Below are 20,781 nucleotides of genomic sequence, written 5' to 3' on the forward strand. Positions count from 1 at the left end.
ACGGACCCGTTTTCCCTGCACGCCCCGGGTATCGGATTCACGTATCCCCGGGGCCGGACCCCTCAACACCGCAGCCGGATACGGATCTTGGCAAGGAGAAGAACGGGGCTCCCGCACACTGACCTGCGTTTAGGCTTCCCGCATGCGCTACGACTTGGTGATCTTCGACAACGACGGCGTGCTCGTGGACAGTGAGCCGCTCTCCAACGCGATCCTGGCCGCCTACCTCACCGAGTCGGGCCACCCCACCACGTACGAGGACTCGATCCGCGACTACATGGGATCGGCCATGCACCGGATCCACGACCTGGTGCGGGAGCGTTCCGGGAAGCAGCTTCCGGCCGACTTCGACGACGTCTTCCACGCCAGGGTCTTCGACGCCTTCCGCCGTGAGCTCCAGGCCGTCGCAGGAGTCGAGGAGGTGCTGGAGAAGCTGACAGCGGATGGCGTCCCCTACTGCCTCGCCTCGTCCGGCAGCCACGGCCGGATCCGCGTGGCCCTCCACAGGACCGGGCTGTACGACCGCTTCGGGGAGGAGCGCATCTTCAGCTCGCAGGACGTCGGGCGGGGCAAGCCGGCGCCGGACCTCTTCCTGCACGCCGCCCGCACCATGGGGGTCCGTCCCGAGCGGTGTGCCGTCGTCGAGGACAGCCCGCTCGGGGTGCAGGCCGCGGTCGCGGCCGGGATGGATGTGTACGGCTTCACCGCGATGACGCCGCCTGCCCGGTTCGACGGACGGGCCACGGCGCTCTTCTCGGGCATGGGGGAGCTGCCGCAACTCCTGCTGTGAACGGCCTACCCAGCGGTAGCGGCGGGCCGTACGCTCCTCGGCCATGGACGCAGCGGTGCGGCACGGCAGGGTCTCGTTGACGGTCGGCTTCCTCGCGCAGGGTGTGGTGTTCGCGCTCCTGGTGACCCGCATTCCGGCGATTCAGGAGCGCTACGGCATGTCCGACGCGCTGCTGCCGGTCTTCCTCGCCGCCGTTCCGGCGCTCGCCGGTGTGGGGAGCGTGGCGACCGAGGGTCTCGTCCGGAGGCTGCCGCCGAGTGCCGTGCTCCGCTGGGCACAGCCGGTCGTGGCGCTCGCTCTGGTGGCCGTCGGCGCCGGCCGGGACGTGCCGGAACTCATCGCGTCCCTCGCGGTGTTCGGGCTCGCCCTCGGTGCGCTGGACGCCTCCATGAACATGCTCGGCGTCAGTCTTCAGCAGGCGTACGGGCGGAGCATCATGCTCGGCTTCCATGCCGCGTACAGCCTCGGCGGCATCCTCGGAGCCTCGCTCGCCTGGGCGGGTGCGCACGGGGAGTTATCGCTTGCCGCGCTCTACGGGCCAGTGGTGGCCGTGCTGATCCCTTTGGCACTCGTCGCGAGCCACTGGTACGCCGACGGGGCGCCGGCCCGCGTCCCACGTCCCCGTGAACCCGGCTCCGTCGGCGTGCCGCTGACGGCGGGACAGAGCGACGGCGTCGCGCGGGAGTCCCTACCGTCGCCCGTCGCGATGCGGGTGCTGATGCCCCTGTGCCTGGTGATGGCCTGTGTCTACATCGGTGACTCCACGGTGGCCAACTGGAGCGCGAAGTACCTCCAGGACGTGCTCGGCAGCTCCGAGCAGCTGGCCACCGTCCCCTACAACGTCTATATGGTCACCACGCTCCTCGGACGAGCGGTCGGCGACCGCGGGGTGCGGCGGTTCGGCGCGGTGCCGGTGGTGCGCGGCGGGACGGTCCTGGCGGCCGCGGGCTTCGCCGTGGTCGCCCTGGCACCCGGGGCGGCGGTGGGGATGGCCGGCTTCACGCTGCTCGGTCTGGGGCTCTGTGTGATCGTGCCGCAGACCTTCGCCGCCGCGGGCCGCCTCTTCCCCGGCGCGTCGGACGCCGCCGTCGCCCGGCTCAACATCTTCAACTATGTCGGCTTCCTGGTCGGCTCACCGCTCGTGGGCGTGCTGGGGGACGCCTGGAGCTACCGCGGGGCGATGCTCGTGCCGATGGCCCTGGTGCTGGTGACACTCCTGTACGCCGGTTCGTTCGGCGCCGAATCGACCCGATACGGTGGCGAGCATGAGCGGCCGCGCACAGCTGATGTGGGACGAGGCAGTAACGGGCTATGACTTCGGGCCCGGACACCCGATGGATCCGGTGCGGCTGGGACTGACCATGCGCCTGGTCGAGGCGTTCGGTCTTGACCGGGCGCTGGACGTGGTGTCCGCCAAGTCCGCCGGTGCCTCCACGCTGCGGCTCGTGCACCGCTCGGACTACATCGACGCCGTGCGGCGCGCGTCGGCCGATCCGAAGTCCGCCGAGGCGTCGTACGGCCTGGGCACCGAGGACGACCCCGCGTTCGCCGGCATGCACGAGGCGTCGGCGCTGATCGCCGGGCAGTCGGTCGGGGCGGCGGAGGCCGTCTGGCGCGGTGAGGTCCGGCACGCGGTGAACTTCGCCGGCGGACTGCACCACGCGATGCCCGGCGGGGCGGCTGGGTTCTGCATCTACAACGACGCGGCCCTGGCCATCGCCCGGCTCCTGGAGCTGGGCGCCGAGCGCGTCGCCTATGTGGACGTGGACGTGCACCACGGCGACGGCGTCCAGGCCGCCTTCTGGGACGACCCGCGCGTGCTGACCGTCTCGCTCCACGAACACCCCCGCACGCTCTTCCCGCAGACGGGCTGGCCCGAGGAGACGGGCGGCACGGCCGCCGAGGGCAGCGCGGCCAACATCGCGCTCCCGGCCGGGACCGGGGACGAGGGCTGGCTGCGGGCGTTCCACGCGGTGGTGCCGGAGCTGATCGAGGCGTTCGCGCCGCAGGTGCTGGTGACCCAGCATGGCGCGGACACGCACTTCGAGGACCCGCTCGCCCACCTCGCGGTCAGCCTGGACGCCCAGCGGGCGGTGGCGGAGTCCTGTCACGACCTGGCCCACCGGCACGCCGACGGCCGCTGGGTGGCGCTGGGCGGGGGCGGCTACGCGGTCGTGGAGGTCGTGCCCCGCTCCTGGACGCATCTGGTGGCGATCGCCGCCGGACGCCCGATCGCACCGACCACCGAGGTGCCGGAGGAATGGCGTCACCATGTGTACGCCAAGACGCGGCAGCCGGCCCCGTACCGGATGACGGACGGGCGGGAGCCGCACTGGCGGGACTTCGAAGGCGGCGGCTACGACCCGGCGGACCGGCTGGACCAGGCGATCCTGGCCACGCGCCGGGCGGTGTACCCGTCCCACGGGCTCCTGCCGTAGACCCGTCACCGCTGTAGCTCCGCCATTGCCGTAGCCCGCCATTGCCGTAACCCGTCACTGAATTGGCCCGGCCACTGCGTCCAGGTACCGCCATGGCACCGTCACCGCCATGCCCTGTCACGGCCATGCCCTGTCACAGCCGTGGGCGCTCTCCTCGCCGCGGCACAGCCTGGTGACCGGCGCGTTCTGGCCGTCCCCGGCGACCGCGAGCCTCTTACCCGGCCCGGTAACGCGCCCCGCGGCGACCGCGGTTACGCGTCATCGGGCCGTCGGTGGGGCTTCTCCGCGTTCCCCTGCCGTGGGGCCCTCTTGTGGCCGGCATCGTGGGCGTGTTGAGTGCTGGAGCGCTGCGGGCCCATCTGCTGGCGGCCCGGTTGGCGGGGCCCGTGGCCACCTCACGGGAGCCCAGCCTGCGGAGCTATCGGCTCTTCGCCGCCCGTGAGACCCGAGCGCGCTGCTCGGGCTCGATCCGGAACGGACCTGGCGGCAGCCGGAACTGCTGCGGCTGATGGGCGACCGGTGCGGTCTCTCGGGCGACCCGGAGCCGGCGTCCGGGCCCGACCGGATCGGCCCCGACCGCACCCTGGCCGCTCTCGGGGCGTTCGCCGACCGGCTCCGCGCTGCTGCCCGCGCCCGTGCGCCGGTCCTGCTCGGGACCGGCCACCCGCACCGTCTCCTGGGCTTCTACGCCGCGTTGGCCCGCGCTCTCTCGGCGGCGGGATGCCCCGTTCTCCCCCCGGCGCAGGGGCGATGTATCGACATAACGACCCGGTTCGGGGTACGCACCCGCACCCTCGCCTACGCACGAGGGGTCGCGTTGGTGTGCGCGGGGCGGGCTGCCGCGGAGGGCTGTGGAACCGGCGTGCACACCCACTCCCCGCTCCCGGTTCGGACCGCCCTCGGGGCCGCCGCCGACGTCGGCGGACCCCTCCCCGCGCTCGTCGTCGGGGCCACGGCTGGGTCTGCGGAGCAGGTCAGCTGGGGATCGAGGCCATCGGCCCGGCCGACACGGACGACCCGGCGCTGTTCGTCGGCGAGGCCGGAGGCCGGGTGGCGGTGACCGTTCCGCTTGATGACGCTGTGCGGTCCGCTTACTACCGACCGCTTACGCGCTATGTACTCAATCGAGCGTGTCTGTCACAGTAGGCGGTCGATCGCTACTCCTCTTCCCCACTTGCATCACACGCCCCTAATCTGGGGAGGAGCGCACAGCGACGCGAAGTCACCGGAGGGGAAGCCGGTGACCGTCATGTGCGGAAGGTTCAGGTGTGTCATGGCTGCTGGCGAGAGGCCTCTGAACGAGGTGCAGTTCCTGACTGTGGCGGAAGTCGCCACGGTGATGCGCGTATCCAAGATGACCGTGTACCGGCTGGTGCACAGCGGTCATCTGCCTGCGATCAGGGTGGGGAGGTCCTTCCGGGTGCCGGAGCAGGCGGTGCACGACTACCTCCGTGAGTCCTATGTGGGGGTGGAGACCGCCTGAGGGTGACCCGCGGATTACGCTCCTCACTCGGCGCCGGGTAGGCTGGGCCGACGTAGGTAGTGTGGGCTCGGACGCCCCGCACCGAGTGATTCGAAGTGAGCGAGGGTAGTCGTGGGCTCTGTTATCAAGAAGCGGCGCAAGCGGATGGCGAAGAAGAAGCACCGCAAGCTGCTCAAGCGCACCCGCGTTCAGCGTCGCAACAAGAAGTAAGCGAACGCCGAGCGTGACACGCCGCCCTCCTGCCGTTCCGGTGGGAGGGCGGCGTCGTCGTATCGGGGGAAGGCCGTCCGGCATCCGGCCGAAATGTAGCTCTGTGCATCCTTCGGTCACCACAGCGCAACAACCACCCGATACGGTGACCGCTGCGGGAACAAACACGCCAGCCGCGACCTGGATGTGGAAGGAAGGCGCTGAATCTTGGGCAAAGTCGTGCTCGTCACCGGTGTCGCCCGGCAGCTCGGGGGACGGTTCGTACGACGCATCCAGCGGGAGCCCGGTGTCGACCGGGTGATCGGAGTGGACGCGGTACGGCCCGAGCACCATCTCGGCAGCGCGGACTTCGTCCGGGCCGACATCCGCCAGCCCACCATCGCCAAGGTCCTCGCCGAGCACGCGGTCGACACCGTGGTGCACATGGACGTCACCGGCACCCCGCTGGGCACCCGCGGCAGCCGGAGCACGATCAAGGAAACGAACGTCATCGGCACCATGCAGCTGCTCGGCGCCTGCCAGAAGGCGCCCTCCGTGCAGCGGCTCGTGGTCAAGTCCAGCACCAGCGTGTACGGCTCGGCGCCGCGCGACCCCGCCGTCTTCACCGAGAGCACGCCGCCCAAGTCCCTGCCCAGCGGTGGCTTCGCCAAGGACGCTGTCGAGGTCGAGGGGTACGTCCGCGGCTTCGCCCGCCGCCGCCCCGACGTCGCCGTCTGCGTGCTGCGGTTCGCCAACATCCTCGGCCCCCGGGCCGAGTCCCCGCTCATCGACTATTTCTCCCTGCCGGTGCTGCCCACCGTGTTCGGGTACGACCCGCGGCTGCAGTTCGTGCACGAGGACGACGTCGTCGAGGTGCTGCGGATCGCCTCGTCCGAACCGCGCCGCGGCACGCTCAACAGCGGCACCTTCAACATCGCCGGCGACGGAGTGCTGCTGCTGTCGCAGACCGCGCGGCGGCTCGGCCGCCCCACGGCGCCGGTGCTGCTCCCCGCCGTCACCTGGGTCGGCTCCGCGCTCCGCTCCATCGGCATGACCGACTTCTCCCCGGAGCAGATCCGGCTGCTGACCCACGGCCGGGTGGTGCAGACCACGCAGATGCGGGAGACGCTGGGGTTCCGGCCGGAGTACACGACCGCCGAGACCTTCGCCGACTTCGCCCGCAGCCGGGGCCCCGGGCTGCTGCCGCCCGAGACCCTCGCCCGTACCGTCGACCGGCTCGCGGACCTCGCCTCCGCCGGCCCCAGTGAGGAGCGCACCTGACATGGCCGACGCCAAGGTCATTCCCTTCGGTGACGACCCGAGGTCGCGGCGCGGCAAGCCCAAGCCGAAGTCCCGGGTGAACGGGCGTGCGTCGGGCCCGCTGGCGCCGGTCCCCGAGCAGGCCGTGTCCCCCGATGCGCCGGCCGCGGCGGCCGGGGACCCACCGCGGAGCGGCCAGTGGGAGCGCCGGCTCGCGCACGGGCTGTCCTTCCTGCGCCGCCGGGTCACCGGGGACTACGAGGTCGACGACTTCGGCTACGACGAGGAGCTCACCGACCAGGTCCTGATGTCCATGCTCCGCCCGCTGTACGACAAGTACTTCCGGGTCGAGGTGAAGGGCATCGAGAACATTCCGGACACCGGTGGCGCGCTGATCGTCGCCAACCACTCCGGAACCCTGCCGCTGGACGGGCTGATGCTCCAGGTCGCGGTGCACGACCACCACCCCGCCGACCGTCATCTGCGGCTGCTCGCCGCCGATCTCGTCTTCATGCTGCCCGTCGTCAACGAGCTGGCGCGCAAGGCGGGCCACACCCTGGCGTGCTCCGAGGACGCCCAGCGGCTGCTGGAGCGCGGCGAGGTGGTCGGGGTCATGCCGGAGGGCTTCAAGGGCATCGGCAAGCCCTTCTCCGAGCGGTACAAGCTGCAGCGCTTCGGGCGGGGCGGGTTCGTCTCCACGGCGCTCCAGGCGGGGGCGCCGATCGTGCCGTGCTCGATCGTCGGGGCGGAGGAGATCTACCCGATGATCGGGAACGCCAAGACGCTCGCGCGGCTGCTCGGCTTCCCGTACTTCCCGCTGACGCCGACGTTCCCCTGGCTCGGCCCGCTCGGTGCGGTACCGCTGCCGACGAAGTGGACGATCCAGTTCGGCGAGCCGATCCCGACGGACGGCTACCCGTTGGAGGCGGCCGAGGACCCGATGCTGATGTTCAACCTGACCGACCAGGTCCGGGAAACGATTCAGCACACCCTGTACAAGCTGCTCGTCCAGCGGCGGTCGGTCTTCTTCTGACCTGTTCCTCCGGCCTGCGCCCGGTCCCCGCTCGGCGGACGGCCGGGAACGCCGTGTCCGGCAGGGCCGTTCGCCGGATGTGGGAAACGACATCGTCATCATCACGGGGACGCTTGCAGCCCTGGCCGCGGCTGCGTTCCTCGCCGATCGCCTGCTGTTATGGATGGAGCGCCGCGGCTGGATCTACTGGCGCAAGCGCAAGGGGCTGTCGGCGATCGGCGCCGACTTCATGCAGGACATGAGCCCGCAGGCGCAGGCCAACAAGAAGGCCATGGAGCAGGAACGCGTCCGCAAGAACGTCCGTCCCGCGGAGGAGCCGCCGGTCTCGGTGGACCTGGACGCCGGCGTGGTCCGGCTGCGCCTGACCGAGCACCGGGACGGCGGGGGCCGCGAGAACGCCGGTAGTCGGGAGAACGGCGGTAGTCGCGAGGACGGGGGCAGTCGCGTGGGCGGCGGTCGCGGGGACGGCAGCGGGCGCGGGGACACGGCCCGCGCGGACACCGGCACCCTGTCCTGGGGCGGCGGCCGGCTCGGGGCCGATCGGTGACGGACGCCCTGAACGCCTCGGCGCAGAGCCCCCGCACAGCCCCTGGAGCACAATCGCCTGGAACACAGCCGCCTGGAACACAGCCGCCTGGAGCACATCCGCTCCGCTGAAGACGCCCGCCCGCAGCCGCCCGGGGCACAGCCGACACAGCGAACGGCGTCCGATCCCCGGCGCCGTAGCGCGGAGGACCGGACTCCGTCCGGAGAGCGGGAGCCGCCGGGCGAGGGGCGGCAGGCGCGGTGCTGCCTACCGGGCGTCCTCGCCCTCGATGCCCAGGCCCGGCAGCAGGCCGGGCAGTACGGGCGGCAGGGTGACGTCCGGCTTGGCCGGGGCGCCGCCCTTGCCGCTGTCCCGGCCCGAGGGCGACGGGCTGGTCTTCGGCGGGTCGAGCAGATCGTCGGCGCCGTCGATGAGCCCGCCCTCGGACTGCCGCGACTCCGACGGATGCGGCTTGCTCTCCTTGCCGCTCCGGCGCTCGGACGGGGCGTCGGACGCGGGCTCGGAGTGCCGTGACCGGCTGTGCGAACCGGTCGGGCCCGAGGAGCGGCCGGAGCCCGTCCGGGCGTCGTCCCCGCCGGGCGGGGTGGGGAGGAGCGACTTCAGCGGGCCGACCTCCTCGTCCATCGCGTCGAAGACCGAACTCACCTGGTCGCCCACGTCGGTGAGCTGGGCGGGCAGCCGGTCGCGGAGCTCCCGCCAACTGCGCCGGTGCGAGGTCGAGAAGGACTCCAGGGTCTGGATCGGACCCAGCGAGCCGTCCTGCGCGTAGGCCTGGGACAGCAGCCGGTGGCCCTCCGAGGCGTCGTGCCGCATGCCGGAGAGTGCCCGGCGGACCTCGCCCAGCGACTCGTGGTCGAGATCACCGGCGCGGCCGCGCTCCATCAGCCTGCGGGCCTCGTTCATCCGCGTCGAGGCCTGGTCCAGGTACACCCTGCCGCGGTCGGAGTCGCCGTCCGCCAGGCCGCGCTTCATGTCCTCCATGCCGCGCTTGAGCCCGTACAGCGAATCCCCGGGCAGGGCGTCGGAGCTGGCCGCCGCCACGCCGCTGAACGCCCCGGCCGCGACACCGACCGTCAGCCCGCCCGCGGCGAGCCCCTTCGACCAGCGGGACCGCGGACGGAGCGACCGGCCCGAGCCGGCCCGGTGGGCGCCCTTGCCGGAGCGCTGGCCGGGCAGTGCCGGGCCCTCGCTCGCGGTGCCCTCGGCGAGCATCGCCTCCATGGCAGCGACCAGCTGCGCCCGCTGCACCGTCCTGACGTCCGGATCCAGCTCCGGCTTCGGCAGCCGACCGAGCCCGCCCGCCAGGGCGAGCAGCCGGTCCTGCCGGATGTCCGCCGTGGTGTCGGACCGCTCGGCCGTCCCGTCCTGGTGAGCCTGCTCGTCCAGGACCTGGGCGAAGGCGTTCGCCCGCCGGTGCGCCGATACGTTTGCGATCACAGGCGGCACCTCCTCTCGTCATCACCCTCGACTCCCCGGCATGGATGGAAGGTTGCGCACCTTGAGCGCAACCACTCGATCGAGTGAGCAGAAGCGATCAGGGGACGACCAGAGGGAGCCTGCAATCCGGACAACGAGCAGCTCGGCAGTCGGGTTACGCGCGGACGATGATCGGACCGGGGGGTCATGTTGGGTCACCGTAGGGGTTGTCGTGGTGGTCAGCGGGCGTCGTCGGGGAGCAGCCGCGCCAGGGTCCGGACGGCCCGGTACTGGAGCGTCTTGATCGCGCCTTCGTTCTTCCCCATCACCCGGGCGGTCTCCGCGACCGACAGGCCCTGGAGGAACCGCAGGGTCACGCACTCCTGCTGCTGCGGGTTGAGCTTGCGAACGGCCTCCAGCAGGGCCGCGTTGGACAGCGATTCGAGGACCGAGTCCTCGGGACTGCGCTCCACTTCGTTGGCGTCGAGCATCTCGCCGGTGGTGATCTCGAGGCGGAACCGGCTGGACTTGAAGTGGTCGGCGACGAGGTTGCGGGCGATCGTCACCAGCCAGGCGCCGAAGTCGCGGCCCTGCCAGGTGAAGGTGCCGATCCGGCGCAGGGCGCGCAGGAACGTCTCGCTGGTGAGGTCCTCCGCGGTGGCCTTGCCGCCCACCCGGTAGTAGATGTACCGGTACACGGTGTCGGCGTACTGGTCGTAGAGGCGGCCGAAGGCCTCGGCCTCGCCGGCCTGGGCGCGTTCGACCAGGTCCATCATGCGACGGCTGTCGCTGTCGGCGGCGGGGCGGCGAGCGGCGGGGGCGCCGGTCCGGGTGCGTCGGCCGACCGCGGCGGTGCGCTCGGCGAGGGCGTAGGCGGGGCCGACGGGTCCGGTGGGTCCGGCGGCAGGGACAGGCACGGCGAAGGCGGGGACGGCGTACGCGGCGGGGACGAGGCCGCGCAGATGGTCGGCGACCGTCGCGCGGAGCGTAGCCAGGCCCGAGGCGTCAACCCCGACGTGTGGGTACACGGGACTCCCAGAGGCAGAGCTTCCATCACGTGCAGTACGGATACATTCACCCGTCGTAGCGACGTGCGGGTACCCGTTTGCGTCTGAGGAGAATAACGCTTCGTACAGGCAGCGCTACACCGAGTTGCTCAAATCACCGCTTCGGAGCGCTCTGTTACAGGTTGATGACCGATTGCATAGGGAGCGTGGTGCGCAGAATGATCGATTCTCCGCGCAAATTGCTCGATCGCGGGTCAACTTGTGGCGATGCGGCGGCATTGGGACTGGCGGGGAGCCGCGGGGGGTAAGAAGGCCGGAATGGCCGCGCGTCGCACCGGCGCAGCACGGCCGGGCCGGAGCGGGCGGTGCGGTCCGCCGGCCGGCGCTCCGGGGGTCGCCGGATCTCCGGGCGGGGCGGGGCGGTTCCTTCGCCTCCGCAGGTCGGTCCGGCGGGACGGTGACCGACCCGCCGCGGCCGGCGGCCGACGGTGGTGGGGTGCGAAAAGGGTGCGTCAGCGGCGGCGGCGCTGGAGGGCGACCGCGGCGGCCGCTCCACCGGCCAGCGCGCCGACCCCGGCGGCGGCCGGGATGCCGACCTTCGCCGCCTTGCGGCCCGTGCGGTAGTCGCGCAGCCGCCAGCCGTGCTCGCGGGCGTGTTTGCGCAACCGCGTGTCCGGGTTGATCGCGTACGGGTGCCCGACGATGGACAGCATCGGGATGTCGTTGGCGGAGTCGCTGTACGCGGCGCAGCGCGAGAGGTCGAGCCCCTCGGCGCCGGCCAGGGCCCGTACCGCCTCGGCCTTCGCCGGGCCGTGCAGCGGTTCGCCGACGAGCTTGCCGGTGTAGATGCCGTCGAGGGACTCGGCGACGGTGCCGAGGGCGCCGGTCAGGCCGAGCCGGCGGGCGATGATCGTCGCGGTCTCCACCGGGGCGGCGGTGACCAGCCAGACCTTCTGGCCCGCGTCGAGGTGGGCCTGGGCGAGGGCGCGGGTGCCCGGCCAGATCCGCTCGGCCATGTACTCGTCGTAGATCTCCTCGCCCATCTCCATGAGCTCGGAGACCCGGTGGCCCTTCACGATGGACAGCGCGCTGTTGCGGGCGTCCTCCATGTGCGCCGGGTCCTCCACGCCCGCCAGCCGGAACCACGCCTGCTGCCAGGCGAAGCGGGCCAGTTCGCGCTTCTGGAAGAAGCGGCGCTTGTAGAGGCCGCGGCCGAAGTGGAAGAGGGCCGCGCCCTGCATGACGGTGTTGTCGAGGTCGAAGAAGGCGGCGGCCAGGCGGTCCCCCGCGACGGGGAACTCCGGCTCCCCGGAGTCCTCGGCGCTCTCGCTCCCGGCGTCCGGCGCGGCGTCGAGCGAGGACTTGCGGGCTGCCTCGGCAGCCGCTTCGCCTGCCAGCACGCTGCGTGCCGTGGCGGAGCGCCTTCGCGGTGTGAGCCATCCCAGTGCGGCCATGACGTGAGCATAGCCAGTGACCTCCGCCAAACCGGAGTCGGGAGGATTCGGGCGCGTGAACTTCCTGCGGCGGTTCTGTTTCCGGTCCGTGTGTCCGCTGTGCCGGTGTGTGATCACCGGCCGCCGTCGCCGGACGGGCCTCAGCCGCCCAGGGCCGTGCGCAGCCGCTTCGGGTCGACCCGCCAGAAGTCGTGCTGGGCGCCGTCGACGAGGACGACCGGGATCTGCTCCCAGTACTTGCGGTGCAGTTCCGCGTCCTCGGTGATGTCCTTCTCCTCCCAGGCCGCCCCCAGCTCGGCGCAGACGGAAGAGATCACCTTCCGGGCGTCGTCGCAGAGGTGGCAGCCCGGTCTGCCGATCAGAGTGACGGTGCTGTCGGCGGGGTTCTTGCGGGGTGTGCGGCGCAGCAGCGGGCTCATGACTGCATTGTGCAGCGCGCGGACGTGCGCCGGGGAGCGGCCTCCGGTTGGATGGCGGCATGGACGATTCGGGTGGTTCGGGGGCAAAGTCGTAGGGAACGTGGCCACGCACCCCTGCCGGCCGCGGGTCCGTCCCGGTGGCCGGGGGTGGGGGTCCCCTCCCGGCGGCGACCGGGGGAGATCCGCATTGTGGGCGGTTCCGCGATCATGCGATCGATACGCGTGACCCCGGTCACTTTGGTCGGACAAAGCGGACACCATCTTTGTGCACGCGTTCACAAAGACATAGCCTGCTGTCGACGGGGTGGCCCTGGGACGTGTGGCCGCCTGCAGCCCCGCTCTACCCGCAGGAGCACCGTGGCAACTGGCCGAACTCACCGACCGGCGACCCGTAGCCGAGGGATTCCCGAGGCCACCGTCGCCCGGCTTCCGCTGTATCTGCGTGCGCTGACGGCGCTGTCCGAGCGTTCGGTTCCCACGGTCTCGTCGGAGGAGCTCGCGACCGCGGCCGGGGTGAACTCCGCCAAGCTCCGCAAGGACTTCTCCTACCTCGGCTCGTACGGCACCCGTGGTGTCGGCTACGACGTCGAGTACCTCGTCTACCAGATCTCGCGCGAGCTCGGCCTGACCCAGGACTGGCCGGTCGTGATCGTCGGTATCGGTAACCTCGGCGCCGCCCTCGCGGGCTACGGCGGCTTCGCCTCCCGCGGCTTCCGGGTCGCCGCGCTGATCGACGCCGATCCGGCCATGGCCGGCAAGCCGATCGCCGGGCTGCCCGTCCGCCACACCGACGAGCTCGAAGCGATCATCGACGACAACGGCGTCTCCATCGGGGTCATCGCCACCCCGGCCGGCGCCGCCCAGCAGGTCTGCGACCGGCTCGTCGCCGCCGGCGTGACCTCCATCCTCAACTTCGCCCCCACCGTGCTCTCGGTGCCGGACGGGGTGGACGTCCGCAAGGTCGACCTCTCGATCGAACTCCAGATCCTCGCCTTCCACGAGCAGCGGAAGGCGGGCGAGGACGGTGCGCACGAGGGCGCCGTGTCGCCGCCGCCGCTGCGCGCCGGAGCCGACGGGGGCCGGAAGGGGCCCGACGGGGACGTGCCCGCCGTGATGCCGGCATGAGTCTTCTGGTCGTCGGGCTGAGCCACCGCAGCGCGCCGGTGAGCGTGCTGGAGCGGGCCGCCCTCGCCGCCGACACGCAGGCCAAGCTGCTGCAGGACACGCTCGCCGCCGAGCCGGCGGCCGAGGCCGCGGTGCTCGCCACCTGCAACCGCATCGAGCTCTACGCCGACGTGGACAAGTTCCACGCCGGTGTCGCCGAGCTGTCCACGCTGCTCTCCGTGCACTGCGGGGTCGGCATCGACGAGCTCACCCCGTACCTCTACGTGCACTACGAGGACCGGGCCGTCCACCACCTGTTCTCGGTGGCCTGCGGCCTGGACTCGATGGTCGTCGGCGAGGGCCAGATCCTCGGCCAGATGAAGGACGCCCTCGCGCTCGGCCAGGAGCTGCACAGCGCCGGGCGGCTGCTGAACGACCTGTTCCAGCAGGCGCTGCGGGTCGGCAAGCGGGCGCACAGCGAGACCGGGATCGACCGGGCCGGCCAGTCGCTGGTCACCTTCGGTCTCGAACAGCTCGCCGCGGGCGGCCCCGTCGAGCCGTGGGCGTCCGGCAAGCGCGCCCTGGTGATCGGCGCCGGATCGATGTCCTCGCTGGCCGCGACCACGCTCGCCCGCGCGGGCGTCGTGGAACTGGTGATCGCCAACCGAACAATCGACCGTGCCGAGCGGCTGGCCGCCGCGCTCGCCGACCAGACCGGTCCCGGCCTCACGGCGCGCGCCGTACCGATGGACGAGGTCCCGGGCGAGCTGGCCCGCGCCGACCTCACCGTCTCCTGCACCGGCGCGACCGGGCTGGTGCTCACCGGCGAGGCCGTGGCCACCGCGGTCGCGGAGCGCACCGGGGAGAGCTTCCTGCTCGACCTGGCGATGCCGCGCGACATCGACCCGGCGGCGCACCGCGTCGACGGCGTCCGGCTGGTGGACATAGAAACCCTCGCCGAGGCCTCCGCCGACGCGCCCATGGCCGCCGATGTGGACCGGGTCCGGGGCATCGTCTCCGAGGAGGTCGCCGCGTTCGGCGCCGCTCAGCGTGCCGCCCACATCACCCCCACCGTCGTCGCCCTGCGGACCATGGCCGCCGATGTCGTCGCGAGCGAGATCGCCCGCCTCGACGGCCGCCTCCCCGGACTGGACGACAAGCAGCGCGCCGAGATCACCCAGACCGTGCGCCGCGTCGTCGACAAGCTGCTGCACGCGCCCACCGTGCGGGTCAAGCAGCTCGCGGGCGAGCCCGGCGGCGCCGGGTACGCGGACGCGCTGCGGGAACTCTTCGACCTCGACCCGCAGGCGGTCGCCGCCGTCAGCCGGGCCGACAGCACCGACCCCGGGCAGGAGCGGGCATGAACGACAACACCACCCCCTCCACCACCGCGCGCGAAGCGTCCGGCTCCGGCAGCGGTCCGCTGCGCCTGGGCACCCGCCGCTCCACCCTGGCCATGGCCCAGTCCGGGCAGGTCGCGGACGCCGTCCGCCGGCTCACCGGACGCCCGGTCGAGCTGGTCGAGATCACCACGTACGGCGACACCTCCCGGGAGCAGCTGGCGCAGATCGGCGGCACCGGCGTCTTCGTGACCGCGCTGCGCGACGCGCTGCTGCGCGGCGAGATCGACTTCGCCGTGCACTCGCTCAAGGACCTGCCGACCACGCAGCCCGAGGAGCTCGTGATCGCCGCCGTGCCGCCGCGCGAGGACCCGCGGGACGCCCTCGTCGCCCGCGACGGCCTCACCTTCGAGCAGCTGGCGGAGGAGTCCCGGAGGGCTCCGGTCCGCATCGGCACCGGCTCCCCGCGCCGGATGGCGCAGCTCAACGCGTGGGCCCGCACCCTGGGCCGCGACATAGAAACCGTTCCGATACGCGGCAACGTCGACACCCGTATCGGATACGTGCGCTCCGGCAAGCTGGACGGCGTCGTCCTCGCCGCCGCCGGGCTCACCCGGATCGGCCGTATCGACGAGGCGACTGAGAAGCTGCCCGTCGACAACGTCCTGCCCGCCCCCGGCCAGGGGGCACTGGCGGTCGAGTGTTCCGCGTCCGACGCGGGCCTCGCCGCCCGGCTCGCCGAGCTCGACGACCCGTACACCCGGGCCGCCGTGACCGCCGAGCGATCCCTGCTCGCCGCCCTGGAGGCCGGCTGCAGCGCACCTGTGGGGGCGCTGGCCGACCTTCTGGCCGACGGGCAGGTTGTCACCGAAATGCGCCTGCGCGGCGTCGTCGGCACGACCGACGGCAAGACGCTGGTGCAGCTGTCCACCACCGCTCCCGTACCCGCGTCTCACGACGACGCCCTGCAGCTCGGCAGTGAACTCGCCGCCGAACTGCTCGCCAAGGGTGCGGCCGGTCTGATGGGGGAGCGAGCACTTTGAGCCCCACTGCCGCAAAGATCCAACGAGCACCACAGGCTGGTCTCGGTCACGTCACCTTCCTCGGTGCCGGACCCGGAGATCCGGGACTGCTGACGCTGCGCGCCGTCGAGGCGCTGGCCAACGCGGACACTCTGATCGCCGATCCCCAGGTGCTCGACGTGGTGCGTACGCACACCAGGGCAGGGGTGGACATCCCGCAAGCGGGGCATGACGAGTCGTCAGCCCCTGCGACGGAGCCCGCCTCAGGGGATGCCGCCAATCTTGTCATGGGGGCCGCACGGGGCGGCAAGCGGGTCGTGCGGGCGGTCGCGGGCGACCCCGGCATGGACTGCGACGCCGCCGCCGAGATGCTGGCCTGCGCCGCCGAGAACATTCCGTTCGAGGTGGTGCCCGGAGTGGCGACCGCGGTGGGTGTACCCGCGTACGCCGGTGTGCCGCTGCGCAACGGGACCGGCGCCGACGTCCGCTTCCTTGACGCCCGGACCGCCACCGAGCGGTCCTGGAGCGAGGTCGGCACCAGCGACGCCACCGCCGTCGTCTCCACGACGCTGGACTCGGTCGCCTCGGCCGCCGGTGAACTCGTCGCCGCCGGGCGGAAGCCGGACACCCCGATGACGGTCACCGTCGCCGGCACGACCACCCGGCAGCGCACCTGGACCGCCACCCTGGGCACGGTCGCCCAGGTGCTGAAGTCCGCGAAGGTGCTGCCGTCGCCGGACGGCGGCCAGTCGGTGATAGCCGTCGTCGGCGAGCACAGTGCGGCGGAACGGCGCGACCAGCTCTCCTGGTTCGAGTCGAAGCCGCTGTTCGGCTGGAAGGTCCTGGTCCCGCGGACCAAGGAGCAGGCGGCCTCGCTCTCCGACCAGCTGCGCAGCTACGGCGCGGTGCCGCACGAGGTGCCCACCATCGCCGTCGAGCCGCCCCGCACCCCGCAGCAGATGGAGCGCGCGGTCAAGGGCCTGGTCACCGGCCGCTACGAGTGGATCGCCTTCACCTCGGTCAACGCGGTGAAGGCCGTCCGGGAGAAGTTCGAGGAGTACGGGCTCGACGCCCGCGCCTTCGCCGGGATCAAGGTCGCGGCCGTGGGCGAGCAGACCGCCAAGGCGCTGGTCGACTTCGGTGTGAAGCCGGACCTGGTGCCCAGCGGCGAGCAGTCGGCGGCGGGCCTGCTGGAGGACTGGCCGCCGTACGACCCGGTCTTCGACCCGATCGACCGGGTGTTCCTGCCGCGCGCGGACATCGCCACCGAGACCCTGGTGGCCGGTCTGATCGAGCTGGGCTGGGAGGTGGACGACGTCACGGCCTACCGGACCGTGCGCGCCTCGCCGCCGCCGGCCGAGACCCGTGAGGCGATCAAGGGCGGCGGGTTCGACGCGGTCCTGTTCACCTCGTCCTCCACGGTGCGGAACCTCGTCGGCATCGCCGGCAAGCCGCACAACGTCACCGTCATCGCCTGCATCGGCCCGGCCACCGCGAAGACCGCGGAGGAGCACGGCCTGCGTGTGGACGTCCTGTCGCCCGAGCCGTCGGTGCACAAGCTGGCCGAGGCGCTCGCGGACTTCGGTGCCAAGCGCCGGGACGCCGCCGTCGAGGCGGGCGAACACGTCACCAGGCCGAGCGAGCGCCGGCCCGGATCGCGCAGGAGGCGCACGTGAGTGTTTACGGACGCTTTCCCGGGGCCCGTCCCCGACGGCTCCGTACCACCCCGGCCATGCGACGGATGGTCGCCGAGACCCGGCTGCACCCGGCCGAGCTGATCCTTCCCGCCTTCGTGCGGGAGGGCATCAGCGCGCCGGTGCCGATCTCGGCGATGCCGGGCGTCGTGCAGCACACCCGCAACACCCTGCGAAAGGCCGCCGCGGAGGCGGTCGAGGCCGGGGTCGGCGGGCTCATGCTGTTCGGCATCCCGGAGGTCAAGGACGCGGCCGGCAGCCAGGGCACGGACCCGAACGGGATCCTCCAGGTCGCCATCCGGGACGTGAAGGCCGAGGTCGGCGACGACCTCGTCGTCATGTCCGACCTGTGCCTGGACGAGTACACCGACCACGGCCACTGCGGCGTACTGGACGACGACGGCCGGGTCGACAACGACGCGACGCTGGAGCGCTACGCCGAAATGGCGCGGGTGCAGGCGGACGCCGGCGTCCACGTGGTGGGCCCGAGCGGCATGATGGACGGTCAGGTCGGGGTGATCCGCGAGGCGCTGGACGGCACCGGGCACGAGGACGTCGCGATCCTCGCCTACACCGCGAAGTACACCTCGGCGTTCTACGGGCCGTTCCGCGAGGCCGTCGCCTCGTCGCTGAAGGGCGACCGGAAGACGTACCAGCAGGACCCGGCCAACGCGCGGGAGTCGCTGCGGGAGCTGGCGCTCGACCTCGAAGAGGGCGCCGACATGGTGATGGTGAAGCCGGCGCTGCCGTACCTGGACATCCTGCGGCAGATCGCCGACACGGTGGACGTGCCGGTCTCCGCGTACCAGATCTCCGGCGAGTACGCGATGATCGAGGCCGCGGCCGAGAAGGGCTGGATCGAGCGGGACCGCGCGATCATGGAGACCCTGACCGGGATCAAGCGCGCGGGGGCGGGGACGATCCTGACGTACTGGGCGACCGAGGTCGCGCGGCGGTTGCAGCGCGGGGAGTAGTTCTCCCGGCCGGGATCGCGTGATGTGAACGGGATGGTGAACGACGGCGGCGCTCCGTACTCGGTACGGGGCGCCGCCGTCGTCATGGTCCGTGCGGAGGTGCTTCGGTCAGCGCGCCGTGGACCAGGTGTGCGCCACGTCGATCACCAGGCGGTCGGGGAGCTGGAGCACGCGGAACGGCAGGCGGGCGCGGACGCCCAAGCCGATCTGGGTGTCACCCTCGAAGCTGCCGACGAACCGGGTGTCCTTGAACGTCCGGTAGCCGCTGATGTTCACGCCGGGCAGCGGCTTGCCCGCGCGCCCCGCGTACGTCGCCGCGCCCGTCTCGGGGTCGTAGCTCGGCGCGGCCACCCGGACCTCGAGGACGGCGCCGCCGCCGACGGGGATCGCCGTGCCGGAGCCGTCCTGGTAGACCTTGTCGACGTACCGCACCTGGTAGCCGACCTTGTGGCCGCCCGCGGCGCGGGTGTCGATGACCATCCGGTCGTAGCAGTCGTGCCGGCCGGTCCTGATGTTCGTCAGCGGCGTGTACGCGGTCACGTCCGCGGTCTTGTCTCCGCTGCCCCAGGCGGTGGCGCAGGCCTCGGCCCGGGTGCTCGCCTCGGTGGCCGTGGCGGCGGTCGCCGAGGCGGCGGTCGCCGTCAGTCCGGTGGCGGCGAGCACGAGCGCGGCCGCCGCGGTACCCCAACGTCGCATGATGTTTCCCCCCAGGAAATCGATCGGATGCGGTGTCGCCGGGTTGGACGGCCGGATGCGCCGGATGGTTGTTCGGGTGGGGAGATTTGGCCGGATACGGTGACTCCTGATGAAGATCACCCGTCGCTTACTCACACCCAGCGCAATGACGCAGCGATAGCCTTGCACAACTCGCCCATCGGCGTCGCGACGCCCTCCAGGGGTACTGAGAAGGCAAGAAGCAGATAGCCGACCCCGCCTGGCATCTCGACATAGAAGTCCTGTGTCGTGTCAGTCACGACGTGAACTGCGGTTCCCGCGGGGACGCTGCCGATCGCCACAGTGCCTCCGTTGCGATTGCGGGCTGACAAAGCCCGGGAGAGGTCGGCAGGGGAAGTCCGCAGTTCCCCCTTCAGTGGCAGCAGCGAGACCAGCAGCGTTGCAGGAGCGCTTAGATCACCTTGCACGCCAGTGCGAAGGAACAACTCCAGAGCACCCCGCCCGGCGGCGTCCTCGGCGGTATTCCGCAAGGTTCGCCACAGCTCTTTTCTTGTTTCTGCGGGCATCAGGCCGTGCTCTGTCTGTAGGTCGACAAACTTCTTCAGCTGTGGACGCCAGCCTTCAATCGTGAGGTCGATTCGAAACCAGTCCCGTGGTACCAGGATCTGGTAGTCCTCAGGCGGCTTGATCTCGTCGATGGTGGTCAAGTTGACATCTCCACAGCGTGTTCAGCGGGGGCAAAAATGCGAACACTCTTGACAACCCCCGCAAACATGGAAGAGAAGACATCCCACCCTTCCTGAGTGGGTGTAGCCAGCTCGAATACGGCAGCCGTTCCGTTGGAAAGGGGGATCTGCACCTGGATGAACGAAGTCCAAAAGGGCTCGTCATTTCCGGATGGCGTCAGTGCCCCTGTCAATGCAGCCCTACGGCTGCCGATGCAAGAAACTGCTGGACCGCACGGGAGGGAGATCTCCCGGACTTCGCCTATGTTGAGGGCTTTCAACGCTGCCATCGTGGCTTGGATCGGGTCTTTTCTGGTTTCTTCGGCAAGGTCCATGAGGGACACGTGGACAGTGGCGGTGCACCGCTTGTCATCAACTTCCGTCGCCACGAATCCGGCGTATTGTACGCTGCCCTCAACGAAAGCGTCGTAGTTGGCTCCGCACATGGCGGCCCACTGGTACTGCATGTCCGGTGTGCCGTTCGGAAGCACCTCCTGCGCCAGACGGATCAGCTGCTCCGTGATTTCCTCCACGGACTCTGCTTCCATCGGCAGCTCGAAGAAGCCCGTAGGCATCACCCAGTTGACATCAAGAAAACCCTCATCGAGATTCCAGTTGTGGTGAGAAGAGCTCACGAGGAACATTCCTCACCCGGCAGCCGGAGCTCTGCCGCCTCAGGATGAAAATTGGCTGCGAAGGGGTAGGGGCCATAATGTGGGTAGAACTCGGGGAGTTCGGCGCCGTGGCGCCCCGCAGTATGGGCGATGTCTCTGTATGCAGCGGCGCGTGCTCGGACGTTCTGCCTGGCGCGATCACCCCAGTGTCGAGCGAGAAAAACGATGTAGAGAATAAGGATGACGGCAACCACCGCACCCGTTATGACGTAGAAGGTCGTCTGCGACTTGGAGGATTCCCAGTACTGGACGTACCCTCCCCAGTAGAGAAACAGGCCGGTGAGAGCCAATGCAGAAGGAAGTCCCAGCTTCATTCCGATGCCGCGCAGTTGAGTGTCGTCGTAGTGGCGAAGTCGAAGCATCCGCAATACCGCGGCGTCGTCGAGGAAATCGAACCCCAGCTTCCGGCCCTGTTTGTCAGCAAGTTCCCGAGCCTTCGGAATTGCAAATAGAGCCTCACCCGGCACCATCTTCCTGACGATGCCGCCGCGCGCTCGGTACTCTCCTGGCTCCAGCTCGTGATCTTGAGGCATCTGA

21 protein-coding genes and 1 pseudogene are annotated in these 20,781 nt (G+C 71.0%); 14 read left to right on the forward strand and 8 right to left on the reverse strand.

Features of this window, described 5'->3' with window-relative positions:
- Positions 1 to 142 precede the first annotated feature (142 nt).
- The 9 genes and pseudogenes from AC3EQ1_RS17090 (at position 143) to AC3EQ1_RS17130 (ending at position 7,740) form a co-directional block, all read left to right on the forward strand.
- Positions 143 to 790, forward strand: a complete 648-nt coding sequence (locus tag AC3EQ1_RS17090) for an HAD family hydrolase (protein ID WP_432095168.1) — start codon at positions 143 to 145, stop codon at positions 788 to 790.
- Between the two features lie 43 nt (positions 791 to 833).
- On the forward strand, positions 834 to 2,105 hold the full coding sequence (locus AC3EQ1_RS17095; protein WP_432095169.1) for an MFS transporter: 1,272 nt from the start codon (positions 834 to 836) through the stop codon (positions 2,103 to 2,105).
- The gene (locus AC3EQ1_RS17100; RefSeq protein ID WP_432095170.1) at positions 2,056 to 3,228 is read left to right on the forward strand and encodes an acetoin utilization protein AcuC; all 1,173 of its coding nucleotides are present in this window, start codon (positions 2,056 to 2,058) and stop codon (positions 3,226 to 3,228) included. The genes AC3EQ1_RS17095 and AC3EQ1_RS17100 overlap by 50 nt, the downstream gene beginning before the upstream one ends.
- Before the next feature lie 329 nt (positions 3,229 to 3,557).
- Positions 3,558 to 4,374: pseudogene (locus tag AC3EQ1_RS17105) on the forward strand (phosphatase).
- Between the two features lie 127 nt (positions 4,375 to 4,501).
- Positions 4,502 to 4,711, forward strand: a complete 210-nt coding sequence (locus tag AC3EQ1_RS17110; RefSeq protein WP_351507891.1) for a helix-turn-helix domain-containing protein — start codon at positions 4,502 to 4,504, stop codon at positions 4,709 to 4,711.
- Positions 4,712 to 4,822: 111 nt separating this feature from the next.
- Positions 4,823 to 4,921, forward strand: coding sequence for a 30S ribosomal protein bS22 (locus tag AC3EQ1_RS17115; RefSeq protein WP_003948845.1), 99 nt, complete (start codon positions 4,823 to 4,825; stop codon positions 4,919 to 4,921).
- Positions 4,922 to 5,128: 207 nt separating this feature from the next.
- Positions 5,129 to 6,181: an NAD-dependent epimerase/dehydratase family protein gene (locus AC3EQ1_RS17120; RefSeq protein WP_432095171.1), complete on the forward strand. Its 1,053-nt coding sequence runs from the start codon at positions 5,129 to 5,131 to the stop codon at positions 6,179 to 6,181.
- Between the two features lies 1 nt (position 6,182).
- Positions 6,183 to 7,193 carry a lysophospholipid acyltransferase family protein gene (locus AC3EQ1_RS17125; RefSeq protein WP_432095172.1) on the forward strand — a complete coding sequence of 337 codons (1,011 nt, stop codon included), beginning with the start codon at positions 6,183 to 6,185 and terminating at the stop codon, positions 7,191 to 7,193.
- Between the two features lie 79 nt (positions 7,194 to 7,272).
- Positions 7,273 to 7,740, forward strand: coding sequence for a hypothetical protein (locus AC3EQ1_RS17130; RefSeq protein ID WP_432095173.1), 468 nt, complete (start codon positions 7,273 to 7,275; stop codon positions 7,738 to 7,740).
- A 246-nt stretch (positions 7,741 to 7,986) separates the two neighbouring features.
- On the opposite strand, the gene AC3EQ1_RS17135 is transcribed toward AC3EQ1_RS17130, so the two are convergent.
- From AC3EQ1_RS17135 to AC3EQ1_RS17150, 4 genes are all read right to left on the reverse strand, one after another.
- Entirely contained in the window at positions 7,987 to 9,177 is a 1,191-nt protein-coding gene (locus AC3EQ1_RS17135) for a DUF5667 domain-containing protein (RefSeq protein ID WP_432095174.1), read from the reverse strand.
- Between the two features lie 218 nt (positions 9,178 to 9,395).
- Entirely contained in the window at positions 9,396 to 10,184 is a 789-nt protein-coding gene (locus AC3EQ1_RS17140; protein WP_432095175.1) for an ECF subfamily RNA polymerase sigma factor, BldN family, read from the reverse strand.
- A gap of 491 nt (positions 10,185 to 10,675) precedes the next feature.
- Positions 10,676 to 11,617 carry an HAD family hydrolase gene (locus AC3EQ1_RS17145; protein WP_432095176.1) on the reverse strand — a complete coding sequence of 314 codons (942 nt, stop codon included), beginning with the start codon at positions 11,615 to 11,617 and terminating at the stop codon, positions 10,676 to 10,678.
- A 140-nt stretch (positions 11,618 to 11,757) separates the two neighbouring features.
- A complete protein-coding gene (locus AC3EQ1_RS17150) occupies positions 11,758 to 12,036 on the reverse strand; it encodes a glutaredoxin family protein (protein WP_432095177.1) in 279 nt (92 codons plus the stop codon).
- 357 nt (positions 12,037 to 12,393) lie between these two features.
- Between AC3EQ1_RS17150 and AC3EQ1_RS17155 the strand changes: the two genes are divergently transcribed.
- From AC3EQ1_RS17155 to hemB, 5 genes are read left to right on the forward strand one after another with little or no spacing between them, the layout of a single operon-like run.
- A complete protein-coding gene (locus AC3EQ1_RS17155) occupies positions 12,394 to 13,161 on the forward strand; it encodes a redox-sensing transcriptional repressor Rex (RefSeq protein WP_432095178.1) in 768 nt (255 codons plus the stop codon).
- Positions 13,158 to 14,504: a glutamyl-tRNA reductase gene (locus AC3EQ1_RS17160; protein WP_432095179.1), complete on the forward strand. Its 1,347-nt coding sequence runs from the start codon at positions 13,158 to 13,160 to the stop codon at positions 14,502 to 14,504. Before AC3EQ1_RS17155 ends, AC3EQ1_RS17160 begins: the two co-directional genes overlap by 4 nt.
- Positions 14,501 to 15,523 carry a hydroxymethylbilane synthase gene (hemC, locus tag AC3EQ1_RS17165; RefSeq protein ID WP_432095180.1) on the forward strand — a complete coding sequence of 341 codons (1,023 nt, stop codon included), beginning with the start codon at positions 14,501 to 14,503 and terminating at the stop codon, positions 15,521 to 15,523. Before AC3EQ1_RS17160 ends, hemC begins: the two co-directional genes overlap by 4 nt.
- Complete coding sequence (locus AC3EQ1_RS17170; protein ID WP_432095181.1) at positions 15,520 to 17,178, forward strand: bifunctional uroporphyrinogen-III C-methyltransferase/uroporphyrinogen-III synthase; 1,659 nt, start codon at positions 15,520 to 15,522, stop codon at positions 17,176 to 17,178. Before hemC ends, AC3EQ1_RS17170 begins: the two co-directional genes overlap by 4 nt.
- Positions 17,175 to 18,170 (forward strand): porphobilinogen synthase, encoded by a 996-nt coding sequence (gene hemB / locus AC3EQ1_RS17175; RefSeq protein WP_432095182.1) that lies wholly within the window; start codon positions 17,175 to 17,177, stop codon positions 18,168 to 18,170. The genes AC3EQ1_RS17170 and hemB overlap by 4 nt, the downstream gene beginning before the upstream one ends.
- A 108-nt stretch (positions 18,171 to 18,278) precedes the next feature.
- On the opposite strand, the gene AC3EQ1_RS17180 is transcribed toward hemB, so the two are convergent.
- The 4 genes from AC3EQ1_RS17180 to AC3EQ1_RS17195 all read right to left on the reverse strand — a co-directional run bounded on the left by AC3EQ1_RS17180 (position 18,279) and on the right by AC3EQ1_RS17195 (position 20,777).
- Positions 18,279 to 18,866, reverse strand: a complete 588-nt coding sequence (locus AC3EQ1_RS17180) for an AMIN-like domain-containing (lipo)protein (RefSeq protein ID WP_432095183.1) — start codon at positions 18,864 to 18,866, stop codon at positions 18,279 to 18,281.
- 131 nt (positions 18,867 to 18,997) lie between these two features.
- Positions 18,998 to 19,552, reverse strand: a complete 555-nt coding sequence (locus tag AC3EQ1_RS17185) for a hypothetical protein (RefSeq protein ID WP_432095184.1) — start codon at positions 19,550 to 19,552, stop codon at positions 18,998 to 19,000.
- Positions 19,549 to 20,205 (reverse strand): hypothetical protein, encoded by a 657-nt coding sequence (locus tag AC3EQ1_RS17190; RefSeq protein WP_432095185.1) that lies wholly within the window; start codon positions 20,203 to 20,205, stop codon positions 19,549 to 19,551. Before AC3EQ1_RS17190 ends, AC3EQ1_RS17185 begins: the two co-directional genes overlap by 4 nt.
- Positions 20,202 to 20,777, reverse strand: coding sequence for a hypothetical protein (locus AC3EQ1_RS17195; protein ID WP_432095186.1), 576 nt, complete (start codon positions 20,775 to 20,777; stop codon positions 20,202 to 20,204). Before AC3EQ1_RS17195 ends, AC3EQ1_RS17190 begins: the two co-directional genes overlap by 4 nt.
- Between the last annotated feature and the right edge of the window lie 4 nt (positions 20,778 to 20,781).

The organism is Streptomyces sp. bgisy100 (genome assembly GCF_057709105.1).